The following is a 23,005-nucleotide window of genomic DNA, read 5'->3' as shown; positions in this document are numbered from 1 at the left end:
CGCCCGCGCCAAGCGGGCGGGGAATGTTCCGGCAGCGGGTTACGCCGCGCCGGGCTGGCTTTCAAGGCTGGCTGAATCGGGCGTGCGCGGCAGGAAGAAGCGGATGATGCGCGCAAGATTGGGCGCAAGCTTCGGCCGCACAAGGCGCGGGTCATAGCCCGAGAAGCGGCGCTCGTTCTCGATCAGGCAGATATCGATCATGTCACGCAGCTTTACATCGACATCGGCCACCTCCTTGGTGCCGTTGACGGTGAAGTTGTTGTCCTGCTCATGCTTGTTGCCATCGGCATCGAACGTGGTGACCATGCCCAGCCGCTCATAGAGCAGGAAGAACCATACGCCGAGCACGCGCGCCTCGAACCACGGGCGCTTCCACCACGGCATGGTGGCGCGGTGCCAGGCCAGCCAGTTGGCAAACAGCAGGATGTGGCGGCATTCCTCCTGCATCACCGGCTCGAACGTGTCGATCAGCGCAGGCGGGAAGAAGGCGGATTTCTGGGCAATGGCAAACAGGCCGAATGCGAAGAAGCTGTCCACGCATTCCGAAAAACCGGTAACCATATAGGCCCATTCCACATCGCGCGGCTCGATGTAAGGCGGCTCGGACGCCAGCGGAATGCCGTAGGCCTCCACCATCTTGGACAGCACTTCCTTATGCCGGTTCTCCTCCCACGCATTGCGTGACAGGGCATCCTTCATGTCCGGATCGTCGATCAGGCGGGCATAGGCTGCCATGCGCAGGCGGGCCTTGCCTTCGGTCTGGACCGCAATGTCCCAGATCGGCAGGGAGGTGACGCGCTGCAGCGTCTCGGCATCCAGCTCGGGCCACTCGATGACGGATGGCTTGTAGGGGTTGAAGGTCTCGCGGAACATGTCCGCCACGGCCTTCTTGTGCGCAGGCGAACCCGGCTTGAGGGGGCCTGCAACCGGGCTGGACCAGTGCCGCGCATTGAAATCGGCCTTCGCCACGGCATCCGGCGTGGCGGCGCCCGGATCACGGGCTTCAGGCAGGGTTGTGTAAATGTCAGAAAGTGATTTCGTCATGTCGGCTCGCTGTTCGGAACGGTGTCGCGTGAATACGCCGGCCGATGAGGCGTTCATTCAAACTGCCTGACACCCTCGTTGCCGGTTCCCATATCATAAGTCCATGCAAAGTGCAGAACTGTTATCTGGAATCCGCAGAAGGGGTTTTGGCCCCTCCTGCGGAACGGAACACCAGCATTATGGGCGAGCCCGAAACCTCGCCTTGCCCTAGATCAATGCAGGTCCGAGATCTTGTCGATCACGCGCGTCACCAGACCGTAGGCAATCGCTTCATCAGCGGACATCCAGTAGTTACGGTCGGTGTCTTTGCACACCTTCTCGTAAGGCTGGCCGGTCTCGCGGGCAAACAGGCGGTTGAGCCGCTCGCGCATCTTGATGATCTCGCGGGCCTCGATGTCGATATCGGTGGCAGGCCCGCGCACGCCGCCCATGGGCTGGTGCAGCAAAAAGCGCGTGTTGGGCAGACAGTAGCGCCGCTCCTTGTTGCCCGCGGCAAAGATGAGCGCGCCAGCGGAGGCAACCCAGCCCGTGCCGATCATGTTCACCGGGGCAAGCGAATCGACAAAGCGGATCATGTCGTGAATGGTGTCGCCGCTTTCCACATGGCCGCCGGGCGAGTTGACGTACACATCAATCGGCTTGTCGGATGCACCGGCAAGGGCGAGCAGGCGGCCGGTCACGTCACGGGCGATCTTGTCATTGATCGGGCCGAACACCAGCACCTTGCGCTGGTCGAACAGGCGGCTTTCAAGCTCGCCAATGGGCGAGGACAGCGTGCGGTTCTTGTCGGGCTCCTCGGTTTCCGGGCCCTGGGGTTCGGGGATATCGGGATCTCTCGGGTCTTCATCATCCATGCGGATGCGGTAGTTCGGCTGCATGCCGTTCATCGGGTTCTCCCTCTTCTCCGGGACTGTCCTGGTCATGCCCTTATCCTGCGCTGCCTTGCGCCCGGTGCCAAGTCCCGACCGTGCAATCGGGTAAAGAGGTGGCGCACGTCATGACGCAAGTGACGCAACCCCTCTCGCTAAGAGCGGCATTGCAGGCTAGTTTGCCCCGGTCGTGTCGTGTGCAGGCCACAAGGGCCATGGGAGCTAGAGATTGGGAAAGCGGGTGCCATCGCCAAGTCCCGGAAGATTTTTTTTTCCGCCATCATGCAGCGCGCGTGCCGCACGGGCGGCCACGCTGGCCCTGTGCGCGGCAGCGCTTGCGGGCTGCGTGCACCACCAGGACACGGTCGATACCGTGACGCAGTGGTACCACCAGTACCAGGGCGGCGTGATCAGCCACCAGCGCCCCCCGCCACCGGGCACCCACCAGCCCTACCCCAAGATCGGGCTTGGCCCGCGCAAGGCGCCTGAACTCCCCTCGCCCGACCTGCGCGAGGACATTACCGCCGACCTCGAGGCCCAGCACGAACTCAACCAGCGTCAGGATGCGATCATGGGCACCATGCCCACGATGGCGGATATTCCGCCCATCCCCTCGCGCACGCAGTTCGGCACGCAGTCCGCCTCGCTCAAGGCGGCGGACAGTCCTGACACGCCTGCCACCAGCCCCACCGGCACCACGGCTACGGCCACCCCTGCGCCGGACAGCACATCTGCCCAGCAGACCGGCCCGGACGGCCGCCCGCTTTATGGCAGCAACGGCCAGCTGCTCATGCCCGAGGTCTCGACCATAGTGAGCGAACACCCCGAGGCCATTCCCGCCAACCTGCCGCCCATAGCCCAGGCAGCGCCCGCCCTGCCCAATGTGGGTGGCATCAGCCTGCCTGACAACGCGGCGCGTGACGGGCTGGACCTGCCGAACTACCACCTTGCCAGCGCCGATGACGGGCCAACGGTGCACTTCCTGCCCGGATCGGATCACATTGCCGATGGCGAGGAGGAAGTGGTGGACAATGCCGTGAAGGAACGCGGCGAAAGCCGTTCCCTGATCGTGAACGGCTACGGCAATGCCAGCAACGCCACGGCGGAAGGGCAGACCGCCGCCCTCAACCTCGCCATCCTGCGCACCCGCACCATCACCGCCATGCTCGTGGCGCGCGGCGTGCCCGCCAGCAAAATCGTGGTACGCGCCCATGCCTTTGGCAATGGTGCAAGAATTGCCGTGCTGCGCTAGAGTGGTGCCGCCGGCCCGGTACGCGGGCCTGCAATGACCTGATTCGCAACCCGGCGCGCTTTCGCGCGCGCCCGTAACAGAGCGTCCCATGACCGAAGAATTCCATCGTATCCGCCGCCTGCCGCCCTATGTCTTCGCTGAAGTCAACAAGGCCAAGGCCGCCGCCCGAGCGCGGGGGGAGGATATTATCGATCTCGGCATGGGCAATCCCGACACGCCCACGCCGCCGCACATCGTGCAGAAGCTGGTCGAGACCGTGGCCGACCCGCGCGCGCACCGCTATTCGGTCAGCCGGGGCATTCCCGGCCTGCGCCGGGCGCTTGCGGGATATTATGAGCGCCGCTTCAACGTAAAGCTCGACCCCGAGACCGAGGTGATCGCGACCCTTGGCTCAAAGGAAGGGCTGGCCAATCTCGCCTCCGCCATCACCAGCCCGGGCGACACCATTCTGGTGCCCAACCCGTCCTATCCCATCCATCAGTTCGGCTTCATCATTGCTGGCGCCTCGGTGCGCTCGATTCCGGCCACGCCGGATGACGAAATGCTCGAGGCCCTCGACCGCGCGGTGCGCCATTCGGTGCCCAAGCCCACGGCGCTGATCGTCAATTTTCCGTCAAACCCGACCGCGTACCTGGCCGACCTTGATTTCTACCGCAAGCTGGTGGCGTTTGCCCGCAAGCACGAGATCTGGATCCTGTCCGACCTAGCCTATGCCGAGATCTATTTTGGCGACAACGTGCCCCCCTCGATCCTTGAAGTGCCGGGGGCAAAAGATATCGCGGTCGAGTTCACCTCGCTGTCCAAGACCTATTCCATGGCAGGCTGGCGCATGGGCTTTGCGGCGGGCAACCCCAAGCTGATCTCGGCGCTGACACGCATCAAGTCCTATCTTGATTACGGCGCGTTCACTCCCATTCAGGTTGCGGCGGTGGCGGCCCTGAGCGGCCCGCAGGACTGCGTTGCCGAAATCCGCGACATTTATCGCAAGCGCCGCGACGTGCTGATCCAGGGCCTGCACGCGGCAGGGTGGGACGTGCCCTCGCCCGAGGGCTCGATGTTCGCCTGGGCGCCGATTCCCAAGCAGTTCCGCGAACTCGGCAGCGTGGGCTTCTCCAAGCTTCTGCTCAAGGAAGCAGGCGTTGCCGTGGCTCCGGGCCTTGGCTTTGGCGAGCATGGCGAAGGCTTCGTGCGCATCGGCCTGGTGGAAAACACCCAGCGCCTGCGACAGGCCTGCCGCTCCATCCGCCATTTCATGACGGAACATGGCGGCGTCGCCCCGACCAGCGAGCAGGCCGCTCCCCTGCCCGACACGCAGCCCGCCCATTCATGACGCCCTACTCGGTTGACGGAAAACAGATGACTTCTAAACCTTCTTCTTCGCCCGCACCCAAACCGCCCCTGCGCATCGGCATTGCAGGGCTGGGCACGGTTGGTGCTGGCGTCATGAAACTGCTGCGCGAGAACGCGGCCCTGATCCGCGCCCGCGCCGGACGCGAACTGGTGGTGACCGCCGTGAGCGCGCGCGACCGCACGCGCGACCGCGGGGTCGACCTGTCGGGCGTTGCGTGGTGCGACACGCCTGAAGAACTCGCCACCCACCCGGATGTGGACGTGGTGGCCGAACTGATTGGCGGCGCCGAAGGCGCTGCCCGCCTGACCGTGACCCGCGCGCTGGAAAACCACAGGCCGGTGGTGACCGCCAACAAGGCGCTGATCGCCATCCACGGCGCGGAACTGGCCTGCACCGCGCAGGCCGCAGGCGTGCCGCTGATGTTCGAGGCGGCGGTGGCGGGTGGCATTCCCGCCATCAAGACCGTGCGCGAGGGGCTGGCGGCGGACCGCATCCTTAAAATCGGCGGTATCCTCAACGGCACGTGTAACTACATCCTGAGCGTGATGCACGAGACCGGCCGCGACTTTGCCGAGATCCTGGCCGATGCCCAGAAGCTGGGCTATGCCGAGGCCGACCCCTCAACGGATGTGGACGGCGTCGATACCGCGCACAAGCTGGCCATTCTGGCGGGACTGGCCTTCGGGCGGCCGGTGGTGTTCGCCTCCGTCTATATCGAGGGCATCCGCCGCATTGGCGCGCTGGACCTGCAGTTCGCACGCAAGATGGGCTACCGCATCAAGCTGCTGGGCATTGCCCGCCAGCATGAAAACGGCATCGAGGCCCGCGTGCATCCGTGCCTCGTGCCGCAGGATGCCTCGATCGCGCAGGTCAATGGCGTGTTCAACGCCGTGGTGGCGGAAGGTGCGTTTGTCGGCCGCCTGATGCTCGAGGGCCGGGGCGCGGGCGAAGGGCCAACGGCCACCGCCGTATGCGCCGACCTGATCGACATCGCGCGTGGGGCCGCCATTCCCGTATGGGGCTGCGATGCCGATAGCCTGACGCAGGCCGTGGCCCTGGCCGCCAAGTCGTTCGTGGGCGAATACTACCTGCGCCTGAACGTGGAAGACCGCCCCGGCGTGATTGCCGACATCACCGCCGTGCTGCGCGACAATGGCGTCTCGCTGCGCAGCATGCTCCAGCATGCCGATGCGCATGAGACCCGCCCCGACGGCACCCATGCCGTGCCGCTGGTGCTGCTGACCCACAAGACCAACGAAGCGGCCATGCAGCACGCCCTGCATCATATTGCCGAACTGGCCGCCGTGCTGGACGAGCCCGCCCTGATCCGCATCGACGCGGGCTAGGAACGGCTGCGGATGGGCATGCGTCCATCCGCGCCCCGTTGCTGACCCTGGCCCCCTGCTCAAGGACCCGCCTGTGCCTGTTACCGAGCTGACATCTCCCGCCCCTGAAGCGCAACTGGTTGAGGACGGGGTAGCGCCCGCCGTGCTGGGGGTGACCCACAGCGTGACAGGGCGGCGATGGACATGGCGCGCGGGCAGTCAGGCCAGCCATGTCGACCGCATGGGCATGGCCATTGCCCAGCAGACCGGCCTGCCCGAGATCGTGGCCCGCATGCTGGCCCTGCGTCATATCGACCCTGCGCAGGTGGAGAGCTACCTCAAGCCTGCCATGGGCCAGATGCTGCCCGACCCCTCGACACTGGTGGACATGGACGTGACTGCCGAGCGGATGGCACGCGCCATCCGCAATGGCGAGACCGTAGGCCTGTTTGGCGATTATGACGTGGATGGCGCGTGCTCCACCGCATTGCTGACCGCCTTCCTGCGCACGCAGGGCTGCACGGTGCTTACCCACATCCCCGACCGCATGACAGAGGGCTACGGCCCCAATATCCCCGCCATCGAAACCATGCAGGCGCAGGGGGCGAGCCTGATCATCTGCCTCGACTGCGGCACGGCGGCAGTCGATGTGCTCGAGCATGTCAGCCAGTGCTGCGATGTGATCGTGCTTGATCACCATCAGGTGCAGGGCGCGCTGCCCCGCGTGGTGGCCACGGTCAACCCCAACCGGCCTGACTGCCCCTCCGGCCTGCGCCACATCTGCGCGGCGGCGGTGACCTTTCTGGCAGCCGGAGCCACCACGCGCCTGCTGCGCAGCGAAGGGTGGTTTGACACCCACCCCGACCCGCAGCTCAAGAACAGCCTCGACCTGGTGGCACTGGCCACCGTGTGCGACGTGATGCCGTTGACCGGGCTGAACCGCGCCTTCGTGATCCACGGACTGAACATCATGGCGCAGCGCGGGCGCACGGGGCTTGCCGCCCTGCTCGAGGCCGCGGGCGCCCGTGATCCGCTCTCGGCCTTTACCTGCGGGTTTGCGCTTGGCCCGCGCATCAATGCCGGGGGGCGCATTGCCGATTCCGGGCTGGGGCTGCGGCTGCTCTTGTCGGATGATGCCGCCGAGGCGCAGGCGCTGGCCGACAAGCTGAATTCGGTCAACCATAACCGCCAGAGCGTGGAAGCCGGCATTCTGGACCGCGCAATGGAACTCGCCGCCGCCCAGCGCGAACAGGGTCATGCCGTGCTGGTGCTGAGCGGGCGCGACTGGCACCCCGGCGTGGTGGGCATCGTGGCCGGGCGCATAAAGGAAAAATTCAACCGCCCCGTGCTGGTGGGCGCGGAACTCGATGATGGCACGGTCAAGGGCTCGGCCCGCTCCGTGCCGGGGCAGGATCTGGGCGGCGCCATCATTGCCGCGCGGCAGGCGGGGCTGCTCACCTCGGGCGGTGGCCATGCCATGGCGGCAGGGTTTGGCCTGCCCGCCGAAGGGGTTCCGGCGCTGCACGACTTTCTCGACCGGTACCTGGCCTCCGCCGCCGACCTGCCCGATGCGGTGGACCTGACCATTGATGCCGTGGTGAACGTGGCCGCCGCCGACGTGGCGCTGGCAACCAATATGGATCGCCTCGCCCCCTTTGGCGCGGGCAATGACGAACCACTCATCGCCCTGCCCCGCGTGCGCGTGGCCTATGCCGAGCGGATCGGGCGCGAGGGCAACACCCTGCGCCTGACACTACAGGGCGAAGGCCGGGGCCCACGGCTCAAGGCGCTGGTATTCCGCGCCAATGAAAGCCCGATCGCCCCGGTGCTGGAAGACCGCGACACACCCCCGCTGCACCTTGCGGGCTGGCTGCGGGCGGAGAGCTGGAACGGGCGGACATCAGCCACGTTCTTCATCCGCGATGTGGCGATCGCTCAATAATTTCAGTCTTTTTTGCATCTGGGGGTTGACCTGCCCCCCGTGGCGGGATAGTTACCGCTCACGCCTTTAGTCCCGTTCGTCTAGAGGCCTAGGACACCGCCCTTTCACGGCGGCAACACGGGTTCGAATCCCGTACGGGACGCCAGCTACTTTACCGCAGATCAATGCGCGTATCAGCTGAAGACAGGCTTTTCTCCTGATTTGCCAGATTGCCAGTCATTTCCATGGCTGACGGGTTTTCATTCTCCCGGAAATCATCAAAAGTTTTTGGTGAAGCATTTTTCAAAAAGCTTCGTAAAGGCCGCCTTTTTTAAAATAGGGCAGCACCTGAAAACTTTGACTCCCCCCCCTGTTCTGGCCCCGCCCGCATGGCTGGCAGGCCCTGCGTCACCTTTCCACCATCATGGCGAAGTATGGCATACTGCCTCGCTACCGAGGGAGGTAACAGGCTTATGGAACCGTGGAATTCATTCACGCTGTTTGGAAAATCCGGCACGCTTTACCAGTTTCATCGCGTGCCCTCGCCCCTGCCGGACCAGGCGGGCGTGTTTCTGCTCACCACCGTCATGGGGTCAACGGCCAAGGGTGGGTCATGGCAGTTTCTTGAGCCCGAAATCGGCACGGTCACATCCCTTTCGCGCCAGTGGGAGAGCGTGGTCAAACCCGCGCGTGAGGCGAAAGTGGAAAGCGACGACGTTCTTGTCTGTTTTCCTGAAAGTGGCGACGTGCAGGACGCCTTTGCCGACCTGATTGAAGGGGGCGCGACCCGCCTGCCCGCCCAAACCGCCTGACCGGCACGGACGTGAATGGACGCGGGCCCACCCGATGGGCAACACTGCACTATTGCCCGTGCCCGATGGAGGTCTGCATGCCCCGCGTCCGCCCTGCCCTGATGGCCATTCTGGCCAGCCTGCCCGCCCTGTGCGGCACCGCCAAGGCCCAGACGGCCAGACCCGTGCTGCTGCGCCATGCCACCGTGATTGACGGCACGGGGCAGCCTGCACAGGTCGATACGGATATCCTGATCGAAAACGGGCATATTGCCGCCACAGGGCATAAGCTTAAGCCGCCTGCCCATGCCAGCGTGCTCGACCTGTCGGGTGCAAGCGTGCTGCCAGGGCTGATCTCGGATCACAGCCATGTGGGCCAGGTCAGCGGTACCCGTAACGGGGCGGAAAACTATACCCGCGCCAACATCCTTGCCGAACTCGCGCAGTATGAACGCTATGGCGTGACGACAGTGGTCGCGCTCGGACTGAACCGCTCCCCGCTATTCGATGACCTGCGCCACGAACAGCATGCGGGCCTCAACCCCGGCTCTGACCTGTTTGGCGTGGATCAGGGCATTGGCGCGCCCGATGGCGTGCCGCCTGAAAACATGTTCCATATCGGCTCCGATCAGGTCTTTCGCCCCACAACGCCTGCCGAGACACGCGCCGCTGTCGATCGCATGGTCAATGAAGGCACGGACCTGATAAAGCTGTGGGTGGATGATTTCCGTAACGGCGTGCCTGGCGCGCACCCATTGCCCAAGATGCGGCCTGCAATCTACCGCGCCGCCATTGCGCAGGCGCACGCAAGGGGCAAGCGGGTTGCGGCCCATATTCATGACCTGGCCGATGCCCGCGCGCTGGTGGCCGCGGGCGTGGACATTCTGGCCCATGGCGTGCGCGACCGGCCCATTGACCCCGCACTAATCAACGCCATGCGCGCGCAGGGCACGGGCTATATCGCCACGCTCTCGCTTGATGAGGCCGGCTACATCTTTGCCGAGCACCCGGAATGGCTCGATGATCCCTTCCTGTCCTTCGGCCTTTCGCCCGCGCTGCGCCAGCAATTTGCCGACCCCGCCTGGCGGGCCAGAACGCTGGCAGCCCCCCTGACAGCCGCCGCCCACCGGGCGCTGGCCATGAACATGCAGAACCTGATGGCGGTTTACCGTGCGGGTATCCCCGTAGGCTTCGGCACGGATTCAGGGGCCACGCCGGTGCGCATTCCCGGCTTTGCGGAACACCGGGAAGTGCGCCTGTCCATCATGGCCGGGCTAACGCCACTACAGGCCATTACGCTGGCCACGGGCGATGCCGCACACCTCATGCACCTGACTGACCGGGGCACCATAGCGCCCGGCCAGTGGGCCGACCTGCTGGTGGTGCAGGGCAACCCCACGGTGGAGCCTGCCGCGCTGGACCGGATCCGGCAGGTCTGGCATCGTGGCCAGCCGGTTACCGGCCCGCTGCCCGGCCAGTCATCTGCCGGAAAATGACAGGAACCCGCCTTATGCCCGCACGCAAGACCGCCCTGAGCCTGGGCCTGCTGCTCCCGCTGCTGGGCCTGCTGGCGGCCTGCGCGGGGCCTCAAGGCCCGCAGCTTTCCGGGCCAGATGGCCCGATGATTGCGAATAATGACTGGAATGAACATAATTACGGCATGGGGTATTATTCAGGCCCCTATAATGACGGTTTCGAGGCCGAAGGGCTGGACGGGGGGCCGCCCGATTACATGGGGGATGCATTCTTTACCGGTCCGTAGAAATTGCTGGGGGAAGCATTTTTCGAAGCTTTCCCCAAAAAGCTTCATCCAACACTGCCTCCTGAAAAAAGGCAGCCCCATCAGCAACGGGTGGAAAACCGGTCCCACGGCGTGATCCGCGTAACCGGCAGTTCCACCGGACGGGCAAAGACTTCTGCGTGCAAAAATGCCAGTTCGGCCTCCACCTCCGCCTCGGGCAGCGAGATGGACCATGCGCGCGGATTGCCATCCGTTCCGTCATTCCACCGGTAGCCGCGCTGGCGCAACTGGTCCTTGAACTCATAGGGCGCATTTTCCGCCCAGATGCGGCAGCGCACCTGCCGGGCGTTTTCCAACAGCGCCGCAAGGGCAGGCTGCCCTGACACCGGCAGCACCCGGTCGAGAATGGCAATGCCCGCCTGGCAGTCATCCACCGCGCGATGCCCGTCAAACCAGAACCCCGCCTGCATGCCCAGATAAGACAGCTTGCGCCCCTCAAAACCTTCTGCCGCCCAGTCCACGTCCTTCATGGAGCAGGCCCAGGGCTTGGTGGTGAAGGCAGGTGTGAAACGCTCGGCAAACTTGCGGTCAAAATCTGCATTATGCGCGATAATAAGTGAGGCAGGCGCCACAAAACTGGCCACCTCCTCAGGTGTTACCGACTGCCCCGCCACCATGGCCGGGGTAATGCCGGTCAGCGCGGTGATCTGGGGCGGAATGGGGCGCGAGGGTTCGCGCAGGCGGCTGAACGGCTCCAGGCTACCCAGAATCTGTCCGTCCAGCGTGTACACAAAGGGTACGATGCCGAATTCGATGATCTCGTCCTTCGCAGCACTCAGTCCCGTGGTCTCGAGATCAAGAAACATGCCCAGCCGCGTGCCTGCCTCAGGCGGGTATCCGGTCAGCACGCGCGGGGTGAGCGGGCGCAGCACGCGGTAGCGGCCCGTGCCTTCCAGCGTGGTGGCCATGTGTTCCATCTGGTCGGGGGTAAGCTCTGTCATGGGGTCTCCTGCCGGGCGGGTGTGCATGGATATGCGAAGGGTGCACGCCCCTCTCTATCATGCAGCCCGTTGCCCCGCCGGGGCACATGCCATATTACAAAGTTTGTCAGGCCGATCCGTCCTGGCCCCACATCACACGCGCAGGCAGGACACGCCATGGCACAGGACGCCGGGCCACAAACGCCCCCACGCCCCAGCCCTCCGGCAGGCGACAGGCCGCAATCTCTTCACAGGATCGAAGACCAGGGACACGATACAATCGTGCGCGTGGGGCAGGTGGACCGCATCTGGTCCGATTTCTACCACCATGCCCTCACGGCACCGTGGCGCACGTTCTTTTACAGTTCGCTGCTGGTTTACGTGGTGGTCAATATCCTTTTCGCGCTGCTGTACATGGCCGACAGCCAGGGCGTTAAAGGAGCTGATCCGCACAGCTTCGCCGATTTCTTCTTCTTCAGCGTGCAGACCCTCTCGACCGTGGGCTATGGCGGCATGGTGCCTGTCAGCCGCACCGCCAACCTGATCGCCACGGTGGAAGTGCTGGGCGGCATGATGATCAATGCCCTGGCCACGGGCCTCATCTTCGCGCGTTTTTCGCGCCCGCGCGCACGGGTCATGTTCAGCGACAAGGCGCTGATCCTGGCGGAATCCGGTCACCTTCACCTTGATATCCGCATTGCCAACTGCCGCCGCAGCCCCATCCTGTCAGTGGATGTGGAGTTTGCGCTCGCCCGCCTCATTCACACGCCATCCGGCCGGGTGGTGCGGCAGTTCGACCCGCTCACGCTCCAGCAGTCGCATGTGCCGGTGCTGCGCTTTGCCTGCACGCCCACCCATGTCATCAACACCGACAGCCCGCTTTATGGCCTGACGGAAAACGATCTGGCCGCACAGGAGGCGGAAATCATCGTCAGCCTGACCGGCACCGACGAGGCCTCCGGCCAGACCGTTTTTGCGCGCTCCGCTTACGGATTTGACCGCATGCTGTATAATCACCGCTTCGTCGATATCATCAACGCCGGGCCGGATGGGCGGATCACCGTTGACTACACCCGCTTTGACCAGACCGAATCTCCCCTCGATGAAAATGCCGAGGTGGCGGAATACCTCACGGACCAGCCGGACTGATCCGCGCGCTGCCCTGCTGGCCCGCGCAGGTGCCGTGCTGCTTGCCCTTGTGGGGGGCACACCCGCCCATGCCGCCCGGCACGCCGCGCCCCCGCCTGCACCGCCGCCACCCGCGCTGCGCTATGGCCTGCCCGCCGCCTGCCTGAGCCATGTCATCGCCGCCCCGCTGCTGACCAATAGCGGCAGCCCCATCATTCCCGCCACGTTCAATGACATGGCCGGGCTGGCCTATGTCAGCGTAACCCAGGACCAGGTGGGCATTTACGCGCCCAACGCCACCGCCTTTCCCGTTCTGTCAGCCATCAGCATACAGACCATCGCAGGCGTCGACACCACCTACACCACGGTGCTGCACGACCTGCGCATCAGCAACGGCCATGCCGATGACGTGCCCGCCCTGATCGAGGGCATGCAGCAGCCCCACCTCAATGACCAGCCCGTGCTGGGCGTGATCGGCTATGACATACTGGGCAATTACGATGTGCTGTTTGATTTCCCCGCCCGCGTCATGGTGCTGTTCGTTGCCAGCACCGCGCCCGGCTGCCCGCCACTACAGGAATGGCTCGGGCCGGACAGCACGGCCCTGCCCCTGCAGCCCGACCACCGTGGTCGCCTGACCGGCATCAGCATGCAGGTGGGCACGCAGAATACGCGCATGGAGATCGAACCGGGGGCCGACATGTCCTCCCTCTCGCGCAAGGATGCCAGGGCGCTGGGCCTGACCGCCGCCATTTTGCATGAAGACATTCACGTACGGACCAATGCCGGAAAAATCCTGAACGGACGCAGGCACCATTTTGACAATATTGCCCTTGGCGCATGGCACGACCTGCCGCTGGACGTGAATGTGGAAAAAACCAGCTACAGCGTGCTGGGCATGAACTTCCTGCGGCGCAGGCGCGTGCTCATGGCCTTTCCGCAGGGCATGATATACATGACCCCCCAGGCCGACATGCCCAATGACCGCGGTCAGGCCGCCCACGGCATGCTCACCACCCGCACGGCCATTGCCCGCCTGACGGACACGCCGCCCGCGCCAGCCGCACCAATGCAGACCGCGCCCGACCCTGCGCCCCACCCCGCCCTGCAGACTGACAGGAAATAACAAAAGCGACCGGCAGCCGTGTCTTTAAAAGCGGCTGCCTGAAAAAGACAGACGGCAGACAGCCTGTAACCCTCAAGAATGTTCCGGTGCTTCGCAGGGCATGTCTGCCACCAGAAGGGCCACGACCTGCTCGAGCCTGTGCTGGTCCGCCGGGGTGAAACGTTCCTTAAGGGGGCTGTCAACGTCCAGCACCCCCACAAGCCGTTCCCCGTGCAGGACCGGCACCACGATTTCGGCAGCAGAAGCCGCGTCACAGGCGATATGGCCGGGAAAGGCGTGCACGTCGGGCACCACTTTTGTCCTACGCTCGCGTGCGACCGCACCGCATACGCCACGCCCCGGCGCAATGCGCGTGCATGCCACCCGCCCCTGAAAAGGCCCCAGCACAAGCATGCCGTCCTTCCACAGATAGAATCCGGCCCAGTTGATGTCTGGCAGCGCCTCGAACACCAGAGCTGCAATATTCGCCATGTTGGCGATCAGATCCGTCTCGCCCGCAAGGGTGGCGGCCACCATGGGCACGAGATCTTCGGGGCCTATGCGGTGGGTTGGGGCCTGCATGGGGTTTCCTTGTAGCGTAATTCAGGACGCTGCCTGAATTGCTTCAGGCACGGTTCAGGATAGGGGCGAAAGACCCGGTACCGGGCGCAGCAGGTCGCCAGTCGCCAGAAGCCGGTCACGATACGGGCCGGACACGGCCTCAAGCTCGGCCATGGTGCCCGCCTGGGCAATATGACCGTGCTCCATCACGACAATCTGGTCAAATCCGCGCAGGGTGGAAAGCCGGTGCGCCACGGCAATGACCGTGCGCCCCACCATGAGCCGCTCAAGGGCGGCATGGACATGGCGCTCACTTTCCCCATCAAGCGCGCTGGTCGCTTCATCAAGTATCAGGATGGGCGCATTGCGCAGGAAGGCGCGCGCAATGGCCAGACGCTGGCGCTGCCCCCCCGAGAGCATGACGCCGCGCTCGCCCACCACGGTTGCGAACCCCTGCGGCATGGCGTTGATGAAACGGGTGCAGCCCGCAGCCTCGGCCGCGGCCTTCACCTCGTCATCGGTGGCATCGGGGCGGCCGTAGCGGATGTTCTCGCCCACCGGGCGGCGCAGCAGGTACACCTCCTGCGGCACCACCGCCATGGAGGCGCGCAGGCTGGCCTCGTCAAGTTCAAGGATGTTGACGCCATCGAGTTCCACCGCCCCTGCCTGCACGAAGCGCTGGCGCTGCAACAGGGCAAGCACCGTGCTCTTGCCCGAGCCCGACACCCCCACCAGCCCCACGCGTGTGCCTGCGGGAATATCAAGGTTGAAATGCGACAGCACCGGCGCGCCACCGGGATAGGCAAAACTGACATTACGCAACTGCACGTGCCCGCGTAGCGCCGTGGGCGGCAGCACCACCGTCTCGGCCACGCCGCTGCCTTCATGCGGCACCAGCAGGTGGCCCAGCGTCTCGGCCAGGCGGGTGACGTGCTTCATCGCCTCCACCATGGAAAAGGCCAGGTCACGCGTGCAGTTCAGGATCAGAAAGCCCAGCGTAGTCACCATCACCACATCGCCCGTGGTGGCCCGGTGCATGCGCCACAGCAGCACGGCCCACAGCAGCAGCCCCGTGGTCATGAAGGCGGTGACGACGGAATGGATCATCCGCAGCTTTTCCATGTAGCGCAGCGAGCGCGTGTGCAGCCCGATCTCGCCACGGATGCGCTGGCGCATGCGGGCATGCTCCACTCCCATCATGCCATAGGCGCGCACAAGGGGCAGGTTCTGCATCACGTCCAGCATCTCGCCATCCACCTCCGCCGCTTCCGCCGCGTAGGCCAGGTGCATCTCCTGCCCGTGGCCTGCCAGCAGGTAGATGCACAGCCCCAGCAGCAGCGTCATGCCCACCAGCACCCCCGCCATCAGCGGGCTGACCGTGCCCAGCGTGATGATGGCGAGAAACAGGTTGAACACCGAAGGCAGCAGGTTCCACGCCGCCATGTTCTCCAGCGACACCACCGCCCCTGCCGCCGCCGAGACGCGGGCCGCAAGTGCGCCGGAAAGCCGGTCGGCAAAATAGGTCGCATCATGCCCGCTGAGGTAGCGGAACAGGTCGCCGCGCACATCGCCGCCCACGCGCACGAACACGCCCGAGGCCATCCACCCCGCCACCCGCCAGGCCGCGTTGTCGCAGATGATGGTGGCGCAGAACAGAAAGATGGATACCCAGACCGCCTGCATGCCCTGGCCACCCTGTGTCATGCCATTGACCAGGTGGCGGATAATGGCCGACATGCCCACGTTGCACGCCACCGCCACCGCAATCGCGCTGATGATGATGGCGTGCCACCGGCCATGCAGCCGCACGTAATGGAAAATGAACCCCAGCGGGCGCGTGCGGTACCGCGCCAGGGCGGGCACGGGGCGCGTATCAGGGGGAAGTACCGAGTCTTTCACGTTCATGCGAGGATGCTGCCTTGGGGACATGGCGGGAGAAAGGCTCCGCACTTATGCCGCATTTGGCCCGGTATCATGCCTGCATGACAGATGCACCCCTATCCCGCATTGCGGGACGCCTCGCCTTCGTGTCGCTGCTGGTCGTGTGGCTGGTCATCATGGCGCATGATCCCGTTCCGCTGCCCTTCTGAAACCCGGCCGGGCGGTGGCGGTTCATGACCGAATACCGAGCGCCCGCCATAATCATGCGAGCGTGCGCGTTCTTCGCCCATAATAGTGGAGAACGATGGCCCGCCCACGTCGCGCTCCAGCCTGCGTGCAGCGGAGTCTAGCCTGCGGATGGCGTCGAGCCGTTCCTCACGCCCCAGCTTCGCAGCACTCACTGCCGCCTTCATGACCGAGAGCGTGCGGTCATATACCGCCACCGGCACGGGATAGGGGTGGCGGTCCTTGCCACCATGCGCCAGCGAGAAGCGGGCCGGATCATCAAAACGGCACGGCGCGCCATGCACCACCTCCGCCACCAGTGCGAGTGCACGCACCGTGCGCGCCCCCACGCCGGGCACGCGCAGCAGATCGGGGAAGTCACGCGGCCCGGCCTCGGCCGCTGCCGCCAGCGCGCCATGCAGGCGGCGCATGTTTACATCCTGTGGCTGCACATCATGATGGGCGGGCATGCACAGATAGGGCAGCTCGCCCTGCGCAGGCGGCGGCGGAGGCGCATGACCCTCGATGCGCATGAGTTCACGCGTCAGCCGGTCCGGCGCCATGGCATGCAGCAGTTCGACCTGCCCCGTGCGTGACGCATCCGCCCGGCGGTCGGTCAGGTTCATGATGGGGCGGCCTGTCGTGCGGCCATCAATGGCGGCGTGCGGGGCCTCGACAAAACTGCTCACGTCATCGGACAGCCAGTGATAGCGCCGCGCCAGGCGCTGGCCCGCATGCATGCCCTGCTGCACCACCGCCCATTTGCCATCCGCCGCCACCACGAAGCCGTGCAGGTACAGATCAAACCCGTCCTGCACGGCGGCGCTGTCCACCTTGGCGACCATGCGGCTCGTGGCCACAAGGGGCGTGGCGTCAAGCCCGGTGACCTCCCCCACCGCCAGCAGTTCATCGGGGGTGCGGCGTGAATGGCGGCCCCGGCCACCGCACACATACAGGCCCAGTTCATCCTGCAATGGCGCAAGCCCGCGCTTGAGTGCGCCGATCACGCTGGTGGTAATGCCTGATGAATGCCAGTCCATGCCCATGACCGCACCAAAGGACTGGAACCAGAACGGGTGCGCGAGCCTGCGCAGGAATTCATCACGCCCGTAATGATGCACCACCGCCTGCGTGATGACCGCTCCCAACCGCGCCATGCGCTGGCCCAGCCATGCGGGCACCCGCCCGGTATGCAGTGGCAGGTCGGCGGAACCCGCACGTCGGGTCATGGGGTGTTCCCTTCCGTTGGCAGGTCAGTCGTCGTGGCGTTTGCCCGCGCTGGTCATGAAGGCGGCCAGCCCCGCCTCGAGCGCATGGCGAAAGGCGCGCAGCGTTTCCGCCCCCACATAGTGTTCCATGCCCTCGGCATCAATGCGGGCATTTGCCTCGCTTACGCCAAGCGCGCGCAGGAACTGCTCGACCGTGTGGTGGCGCTCGCGGCTGGCCTGCGCCATCTCCTGCCCCGCCCCGGTGAGGAAAATGCCGCGATAGGGCCTGCGCGTGACCAGACCATCCGCCTCGAGCCGCACCAGCATCTTGGCTACCGTGGGCTGCGATACGCCAAGGCGGGCGGCAATATCGACCTGCCGCGCCTCCTGCCCGTCATTGAGCAGATCGTCGATCAGTTCGACATAATCCTCGATCAGGGCCGTCTTGCGCGCCAGCCGCGCCTGGCGGAAGCCCGCGCACTGCGTATCGGCATCGGGCATGGGGGGCGCGGCTGGCCTGGAGTCCGGGCCGGGCATCAGGGATTGAACACGATGGTCTTGCGCCCGTTGGGAATGACGCGGCGCTCGGTAAAGTAACGCACGGCACGCGCCAGCACCCGGCGCTCGATATCGCGCCCCTTGCGGATCAGGTCATCGGGGGTATCGGCGTGGGTAATGCGCTCGACATCCTGCTCGATGATCGGGCCTTCATCGAGATCGGGGGTGACGAAATGGGCGGTAGCGCCGATCAGCTTCACGCCGCGCGCAAACGCCTGATGGTAGGGCCGCGCGCCCTTGAAGCCGGGCAGGAAGGAGTGGTGGATGTTGATGCACCGCCCCGCCAGCCACGCGCTCATGGAATCGGACAGGATCTGCATGTACCGCGCCAGCACCACCAGCTCGGCTCCTGTATCGCGTACGATTTCGGCCATCCGTGCCTCCTGCGCGGCCTTGGTGGCGGATGTTACGGGCAGGTAGTGGAAGGGGATGCCGTCCAGGTCGATATGGGCGTAGGTCTCGCGCGGGTGGTTGGCGATGATGGCCACCGGCGCGATGGCAAGCTCCCCAATGCGCCAGCGATACAGCAGATCAACCAGACAGTGATCGAATCGTGAGACCATGATGACGGTGCGCGTGGGCTGCAGGCTCTCGCGCAGCGACCACTGCATGTCGAACCGCGCGGCCAAAGCGGCCAGCGCCTGCTCGAGCATGCCCCGTTCCATGCCCCCGGCGGGCACGCTGAACACCACGCGCATGAAGAAGATGCGGCTTTCACGCTCATCAAACTGCTGGGCACCCGCAATGTCGCCACCAAGCTCGAACAGGGCCTGGCTGATCGCCGCCACGATGCCGGGCCGGTTGGGGCACGACAGCGTAAGCACATAGGACAGGCGCGAACCCGGGGCAGGACCGGACATGGCTTTACTGCCCGCGCTTGCGGCCCGTATCGGGCACGGGGTTATAGAACCAGCAGCCGACAACGCCCCCGGCCTTGCGCAGGGCGGCCTGCGTGGTGGGCACGGGGCGCACGACGTCGCCGCCCGGCGTCCAGCCCTCCGGTGTCATGACCGCATTGCCTTCGCTGCGGCGCAGGGCCTCGACAAGGCGCAGCAGTTCCTCGACCGAGCGCCCGACCGACATGGGGTACCACACCAGCGCGCGGATCACGCCCTCGGGGTCGATCACGTAGGTGGCGCGCACGGTGGCGCTGTTCTGCGCGGTCAGGTCCAGCATGCCATAGGCACGGCAGACCGCCATGGAGGGATCTTCCACCAGCGGGAACGGAATCTCGACGCCAAAGCGCTCCTGTATCGTCTCGAGCCAGGCCAGATGCGCGTACAGGCTGTCAACCGACAGGCCAAGCAGCGCGCAGTCAAGCTGCTCGAAGCGATCCGCCGCGCGGGCCAGCGCCATGAACTCGCTGGTGCAGACCGGCGTGAAATCGGCCGGGTGCGAAAAAAACAGCAGCCAGCGCCCACGGAAGTCCGACAGGCGCATTTCCCCCTTCGTGGTACGGGCCTGAAAGTCTGGTGCCACGTCCCCGATCCGCAACGGGCGCGTTCCGATCGCGCCATGGTTTGCGGGTATACTCGCCTCTGTGCTCATGCCCTGCCCTTTTGCATCTGCCGCGCCTTGACGCAAGCCATCTTATAACATACATTTATTATGTAATTCATAAACTATGGATGATATTCCATGTCCGACCCCGCCCTTGAAGCCGCTGCAAGCCAGGTGACCCAATGCCGCGCAACAGGCCAGGCGCCGGTTGTCCGGACTTTCTTTGACCTGCCCACCTTCACCGCCACCCATGTGGTGCACGACCCCGCCACCCGCACCTGCGCCATCATCGACAGCGTGATGGATTACGACCCCGCATCAGGCCGGACCGACCACGCCATGGCGCAGGACATCGTGGACTACGTCACGGCGGAAAAGCTGAAGGTGGAATGGCTGCTTGAAACCCATGTTCATGCCGACCATCTCTCCGCCGCCCCCTGGCTGCAGGAACGCCTTGGCGGCAGGCTCGGCATTGGCCACGCCATCCTGAAAGTACAGGACATCTTCGGCAAGCTGTTCAATGCGGGCACGCGGTTCGCGCGCGATGGCTCGCAGTTCGACGCGCTGTTCGAGGACGGGGCGCAGTTCACGCTCGGCACGCTGCCCGTGACCGTGCTGCACGTGCCCGGCCACACCCCTGCCGACATGGCTTATGTGATCGGTGAGGCCGCCTTTATCGGCGATACGCTGTTCATGCCCGATTACGGCACCGCGCGGGCCGATTTTCCCGGCGGGGATGCGCGCATGCTCTACCATTCCATCCGCCGCCTGCTGGCCCTGCCTACCCAGACGCGGGTTTTCCTGTGCCACGACTACAAGGCCCCCGGCCGCGACACCTTTGCATGGGAAACCACCATCGGCGCGGAACGCAAAAACAATGTTCACGTTCATGATGGCGTGGACGAGGATGCGTTCGTGCAGATGCGCACCGCGCGCGACGCCACCCTGTCGCTGCCCAACCTGATCATGCCTTCGGTGCAGGTCAACATGCGTGGCGGCCATCTGCCCGAACCTGAGGATAATGGTGTAAGCTACATCAAAATTCCGCTCACCCGTTCCTGACGCACATCCATCGCAGCCTTATCTATACAGTCATTACGGAGACCCTTCATGACCGATACTGCCCCATCCACCCCGAACCTCGCCAGCACGGCGCGGGGCCTGACCTATGATGTCGTCGTGGTGGGCGGGGGCGCTGCCGGCCTGTCCACCGCTGCGAGCATTCTCAAGCGGCGCGGCGGCATCACGCTGGCCATCATCGAGCCGTCGGGCTCGCATTTCTACCAGCCGGGCTGGACGCTGGTGGGGGGCGGCGTGTTCAAGCAGTCACAGACCCGCCGGTCGGAAAAGAGGCTGATCCCGGCCGGTGCCGACTGGGTGCAGGCGGCAGCGACCGGCTTCGAGCCGGAAGCCAACCTCGTGCACCTGTCCAACGGCTCATCCATCCGCTACGAGGCGCTGGTGGTTGCCACCGGCCTGACGCTGGACTGGGACGCAATCGAGGGCCTGAGCGAGACCCTTGGCCGCAATGGCGTGACCTCCAACTACCGCTATGACCTTGCCCCCTATACCTGGCAGATGGTGCAGACGCTTGGCCGTGGCAATGCGGTCTTTACGCAGCCGCCCATGCCCATCAAGTGCGCGGGCGCGCCGCAGAAGGCGATGTACCTGGCATGCGACGCATGGCGCAGGCGCGGACTGGCCGATAACATCAACGTCTCCTTCCACACCGCAACGCCGGGGCTGTTTGGCGTGAAGGAATTCGTGCCGCCGCTGATGGACTACATCAACCGCTACCATATTGACCTGTGCCTCAAGTCGAACCTGACGAAGGTGGATGGCAAGGGCCGCATCGCCACCTTCGAGAACGTGGCGGCAGACGGCAGCAAGACGTCCTCGGAAGTGGAATTCGACATGCTGCATGTCGTGCCGCCCCAGCGCGCGCCCGACGTGATCCGCAACAGCGCGCTTGCAGGCGATGGCGGCTGGGTATCGGTTGACCCCGCAACGCTGCGCCACACGAAGTTTGCCAATGTGTTTGCGCTTGGCGATGTGGCGGGCACCTCCAACGCCAAGACCGCCGCCGCCGTGCGCGTGCAGGCTCCGGTCGTGGCCGTGAACGTGCTGGCCACCCTGGACCACAAGCCCGCCGTGGCCGATTATGATGGCTATGGCGCCTGCCCGCTCACCGTCGAGCGCGGCAAGATCGTGCTGGCCGAGTTCGCCTATGGCGGCAAGCTGGCCCCCACCCTGCCCACATGGCTGCTCAATGGCCGCAAGCCCACGCATCTGGCATGGTTCCTCAAGGAATGGGTCATGCCCGCACTGTACTGGGATGGCATGCTGCGCGGCCATGAACTGATGGTGGCCCCGCACAAGATCGGCACGCCGCGCTGATCTTTCGCCAATACTGAAACACGCATGGCTGCGCGGGGGTGGACCTCCGCGCGGCCATGCGTATGTTTGGGGTCATGAACACGAGCAGACAGGGCCAGCACCATGTGGGCCACAGCCGCCCGCTCCGCCTGGCCGATGACGTGGTCAGCCATGCCATCTATGGCGGCCCGGACAAATGCTACCGCTATGAACTGACCCGCACCTGGAACCCCGATGGGCCTGCAGTGATGTGGCTGATGATGAACCCCTCGGTTGCGACGGAAGATGGCGATGACCGCACGGTGGCCAAATGCCAGCGCTATGCCCGCGCCTGGGGCTACGGCACGCTGCTGGTGGGCAACACCTTCGCCTATCGCTGCACCGACCAGAAGCGCCTGACCGAAGTGCCCGACCCGGTCGGCCCCGAGAACGACCGCCATCTGCTCGCCATGGCACGGCAGGCCGACCTGGTGGTGGCGGCCTATGGCTCACCGCAGATCAAAAGCCTGCTGCCCCGTGGGCCGGAGGTGATCCGCATGCTGCAGCAGCACGGCATTACGGTCAGCGCCATGCGGCTGAGCAAGGGGTCTGGCCGCCCCGAGCACCCGCTCTATTTGCCTGCCAGCCTGAAGCCCGAACCCCTGCCGCCTTTTGCCCCGGCCTGAATGGCCTGCGGGCCCTGAAAAAAGCTTCATCAAAAACTTTTATTATTTCAGGGCATTAACAGCCCATCAGTATTCAAAATCGACCGAGAACGATCCTTCGGTCATCTCCACCCGCAGGGTCAGTCCGGTCCAGACCGGCTGGTCACGGGCCGGGTTCTCGCGCCAGAAGGCCGCGCGCAGTTCCAGCAGTTCATGCTGCAGGTCGTGCAGATAGCGGATGTGGCCTTCGGTCGATTCGTCCTCGAAGGGGCTGAAATTGACCTTTTCCCCCTCCTGCGTTTCGTAATCGAAGCCGAAATAGACATTCGTGTCACCAAGTTCGACATTACCGGTAAAGGCCATGTGCATCTCGATGGCGCGACAGGTTTCCTCCTCCTCTTCCGGCACGGCGATCAGCACGAGTTCGGCAATGGCATTGAGAATGGCCTGTGAGCCGGGAGGGGCTGCGTTGTTCATGGCGTCCTGCTTCGTATGAGGAAGGTCATCCAATGACCTCAATGTGACCTGCCTACAATCGATAAGAA

22 protein-coding genes and 1 tRNA gene are annotated in these 23,005 nt (G+C 64.8%); 13 read left to right on the top strand and 10 right to left on the bottom strand.

All coding sequences use genetic code 11. The features are described from left to right. Positions 1–39: 39 nt before the first annotated feature. Positions 40–1,044: a ferritin-like domain-containing protein gene (locus tag FMA36_RS08375; RefSeq protein ID WP_159261962.1), complete on the bottom strand. Its 1,005-nt coding sequence runs from the start codon at positions 1,042–1,044 to the stop codon at positions 40–42. Between the two features lie 212 nt (positions 1,045–1,256). Continuing rightward, positions 1,257–1,931, bottom strand: coding sequence for an ATP-dependent Clp protease proteolytic subunit (locus FMA36_RS08370; RefSeq protein ID WP_078524923.1), 675 nt, complete (start codon positions 1,929–1,931; stop codon positions 1,257–1,259). A 211-nt stretch (positions 1,932–2,142) separates the two neighbouring features. Here FMA36_RS08370 and FMA36_RS08365 point away from each other — a divergent pair, with 211 nt between their 5' ends. The 8 genes from FMA36_RS08365 to FMA36_RS08330 all read left to right on the top strand — a co-directional run bounded on the left by FMA36_RS08365 (position 2,143) and on the right by FMA36_RS08330 (position 10,315). Further along, positions 2,143–3,165 (top strand): OmpA family protein, encoded by a 1,023-nt coding sequence (locus FMA36_RS08365; protein ID WP_159261961.1) that lies wholly within the window; start codon positions 2,143–2,145, stop codon positions 3,163–3,165. An 88-nt stretch (positions 3,166–3,253) separates the two neighbouring features. Further along, positions 3,254–4,495 carry an LL-diaminopimelate aminotransferase gene (locus tag FMA36_RS08360; protein ID WP_159261960.1) on the top strand — a complete coding sequence of 414 codons (1,242 nt, stop codon included), beginning with the start codon at positions 3,254–3,256 and terminating at the stop codon, positions 4,493–4,495. Between the two features lie 26 nt (positions 4,496–4,521). Continuing rightward, positions 4,522–5,862 (top strand): homoserine dehydrogenase, encoded by a 1,341-nt coding sequence (locus tag FMA36_RS08355; RefSeq protein WP_159261959.1) that lies wholly within the window; start codon positions 4,522–4,524, stop codon positions 5,860–5,862. 73 nt (positions 5,863–5,935) lie between these two features. Next, complete coding sequence (recJ, locus tag FMA36_RS08350) at positions 5,936–7,783, top strand: single-stranded-DNA-specific exonuclease RecJ (RefSeq protein ID WP_408885655.1); 1,848 nt, start codon at positions 5,936–5,938, stop codon at positions 7,781–7,783. Positions 7,784–7,852: 69 nt separating this feature from the next. Continuing rightward, positions 7,853–7,928: transfer RNA gene (locus tag FMA36_RS08345), tRNA-Glu, on the top strand. A gap of 307 nt (positions 7,929–8,235) precedes the next feature. Next, the gene (locus tag FMA36_RS08340) at positions 8,236–8,574 is read left to right on the top strand and encodes a hypothetical protein (protein ID WP_159261958.1); all 339 of its coding nucleotides are present in this window, start codon (positions 8,236–8,238) and stop codon (positions 8,572–8,574) included. A gap of 77 nt (positions 8,575–8,651) precedes the next feature. Continuing rightward, positions 8,652–10,049, top strand: a complete 1,398-nt coding sequence (locus FMA36_RS08335; RefSeq protein WP_159261957.1) for an amidohydrolase family protein — start codon at positions 8,652–8,654, stop codon at positions 10,047–10,049. Between the two features lie 14 nt (positions 10,050–10,063). Next, complete coding sequence (locus FMA36_RS08330; protein ID WP_159261956.1) at positions 10,064–10,315, top strand: hypothetical protein; 252 nt, start codon at positions 10,064–10,066, stop codon at positions 10,313–10,315. A gap of 80 nt (positions 10,316–10,395) precedes the next feature. Here FMA36_RS08330 and FMA36_RS08325 read toward each other — a convergent pair whose 3' ends face one another. Further along, a complete protein-coding gene (locus FMA36_RS08325) occupies positions 10,396–11,295 on the bottom strand; it encodes a 3'-5' exonuclease (RefSeq protein ID WP_159261955.1) in 900 nt (299 codons plus the stop codon). Between the two features lie 156 nt (positions 11,296–11,451). Here FMA36_RS08325 and FMA36_RS08320 point away from each other — a divergent pair, with 156 nt between their 5' ends. After that, complete coding sequence (locus FMA36_RS08320; RefSeq protein ID WP_159261954.1) at positions 11,452–12,423, top strand: ion channel; 972 nt, start codon at positions 11,452–11,454, stop codon at positions 12,421–12,423. Continuing rightward, complete coding sequence (locus tag FMA36_RS08315) at positions 12,383–13,528, top strand: retropepsin-like aspartic protease (RefSeq protein WP_159261953.1); 1,146 nt, start codon at positions 12,383–12,385, stop codon at positions 13,526–13,528. Before FMA36_RS08320 ends, FMA36_RS08315 begins: the two co-directional genes overlap by 41 nt. Before the next feature lie 72 nt (positions 13,529–13,600). Here FMA36_RS08315 and FMA36_RS08310 read toward each other — a convergent pair whose 3' ends face one another. The 6 genes from FMA36_RS08310 to FMA36_RS08285 form a co-directional block, all read right to left on the bottom strand. Then, positions 13,601–14,089, bottom strand: a complete 489-nt coding sequence (locus FMA36_RS08310; RefSeq protein WP_159261952.1) for a GAF domain-containing protein — start codon at positions 14,087–14,089, stop codon at positions 13,601–13,603. A gap of 54 nt (positions 14,090–14,143) precedes the next feature. Beyond that, positions 14,144–15,973: an ABC transporter ATP-binding protein gene (locus FMA36_RS08305; protein ID WP_159261951.1), complete on the bottom strand. Its 1,830-nt coding sequence runs from the start codon at positions 15,971–15,973 to the stop codon at positions 14,144–14,146. A 92-nt stretch (positions 15,974–16,065) separates the two neighbouring features. After that, positions 16,066–17,403 carry a DUF763 domain-containing protein gene (locus FMA36_RS08300; RefSeq protein WP_159261950.1) on the bottom strand — a complete coding sequence of 446 codons (1,338 nt, stop codon included), beginning with the start codon at positions 17,401–17,403 and terminating at the stop codon, positions 16,066–16,068. 24 nt (positions 17,404–17,427) lie between these two features. After that, complete coding sequence (gene mntR, locus FMA36_RS08295) at positions 17,428–17,919, bottom strand: manganese-binding transcriptional regulator MntR (RefSeq protein ID WP_167518022.1); 492 nt, start codon at positions 17,917–17,919, stop codon at positions 17,428–17,430. Then, entirely contained in the window at positions 17,919–18,800 is an 882-nt protein-coding gene (gene purU, locus FMA36_RS08290; protein ID WP_159261949.1) for a formyltetrahydrofolate deformylase, read from the bottom strand. The genes mntR and purU overlap by 1 nt, the downstream gene beginning before the upstream one ends. A 4-nt stretch (positions 18,801–18,804) precedes the next feature. After that, on the bottom strand, positions 18,805–19,488 hold the full coding sequence (locus tag FMA36_RS08285; protein WP_159261948.1) for a peroxiredoxin: 684 nt from the start codon (positions 19,486–19,488) through the stop codon (positions 18,805–18,807). Positions 19,489–19,578: 90 nt separating this feature from the next. Between FMA36_RS08285 and FMA36_RS08280 the strand changes: the two genes are divergently transcribed. The 3 genes from FMA36_RS08280 to FMA36_RS08270 all read left to right on the top strand — a co-directional run bounded on the left by FMA36_RS08280 (position 19,579) and on the right by FMA36_RS08270 (position 22,481). Next, the gene (locus tag FMA36_RS08280) at positions 19,579–20,502 is read left to right on the top strand and encodes an MBL fold metallo-hydrolase (RefSeq protein ID WP_159261947.1); all 924 of its coding nucleotides are present in this window, start codon (positions 19,579–19,581) and stop codon (positions 20,500–20,502) included. Between the two features lie 48 nt (positions 20,503–20,550). Continuing rightward, on the top strand, positions 20,551–21,837 hold the full coding sequence (locus FMA36_RS08275; protein WP_159261946.1) for an NAD(P)/FAD-dependent oxidoreductase: 1,287 nt from the start codon (positions 20,551–20,553) through the stop codon (positions 21,835–21,837). Between the two features lie 74 nt (positions 21,838–21,911). Further along, entirely contained in the window at positions 21,912–22,481 is a 570-nt protein-coding gene (locus FMA36_RS08270; protein ID WP_206065235.1) for a DUF1643 domain-containing protein, read from the top strand. Between the two features lie 66 nt (positions 22,482–22,547). Here the strand turns inward: FMA36_RS08270 and FMA36_RS08265 are convergent, their stop codons facing one another. Then, a complete protein-coding gene (locus FMA36_RS08265; protein ID WP_159261944.1) occupies positions 22,548–22,937 on the bottom strand; it encodes an immunity protein YezG family protein in 390 nt (129 codons plus the stop codon). Positions 22,938–23,005: the final 68 nt, after the last annotated feature.

The sequence above is a fragment of the Komagataeibacter xylinus genome (assembly GCF_009834365.1).
Lineage (GTDB): Bacteria > Pseudomonadota > Alphaproteobacteria > Acetobacterales > Acetobacteraceae > Komagataeibacter > Komagataeibacter xylinus_D.
This window is presented reverse-complemented; position numbering and strand designations above follow the sequence as displayed.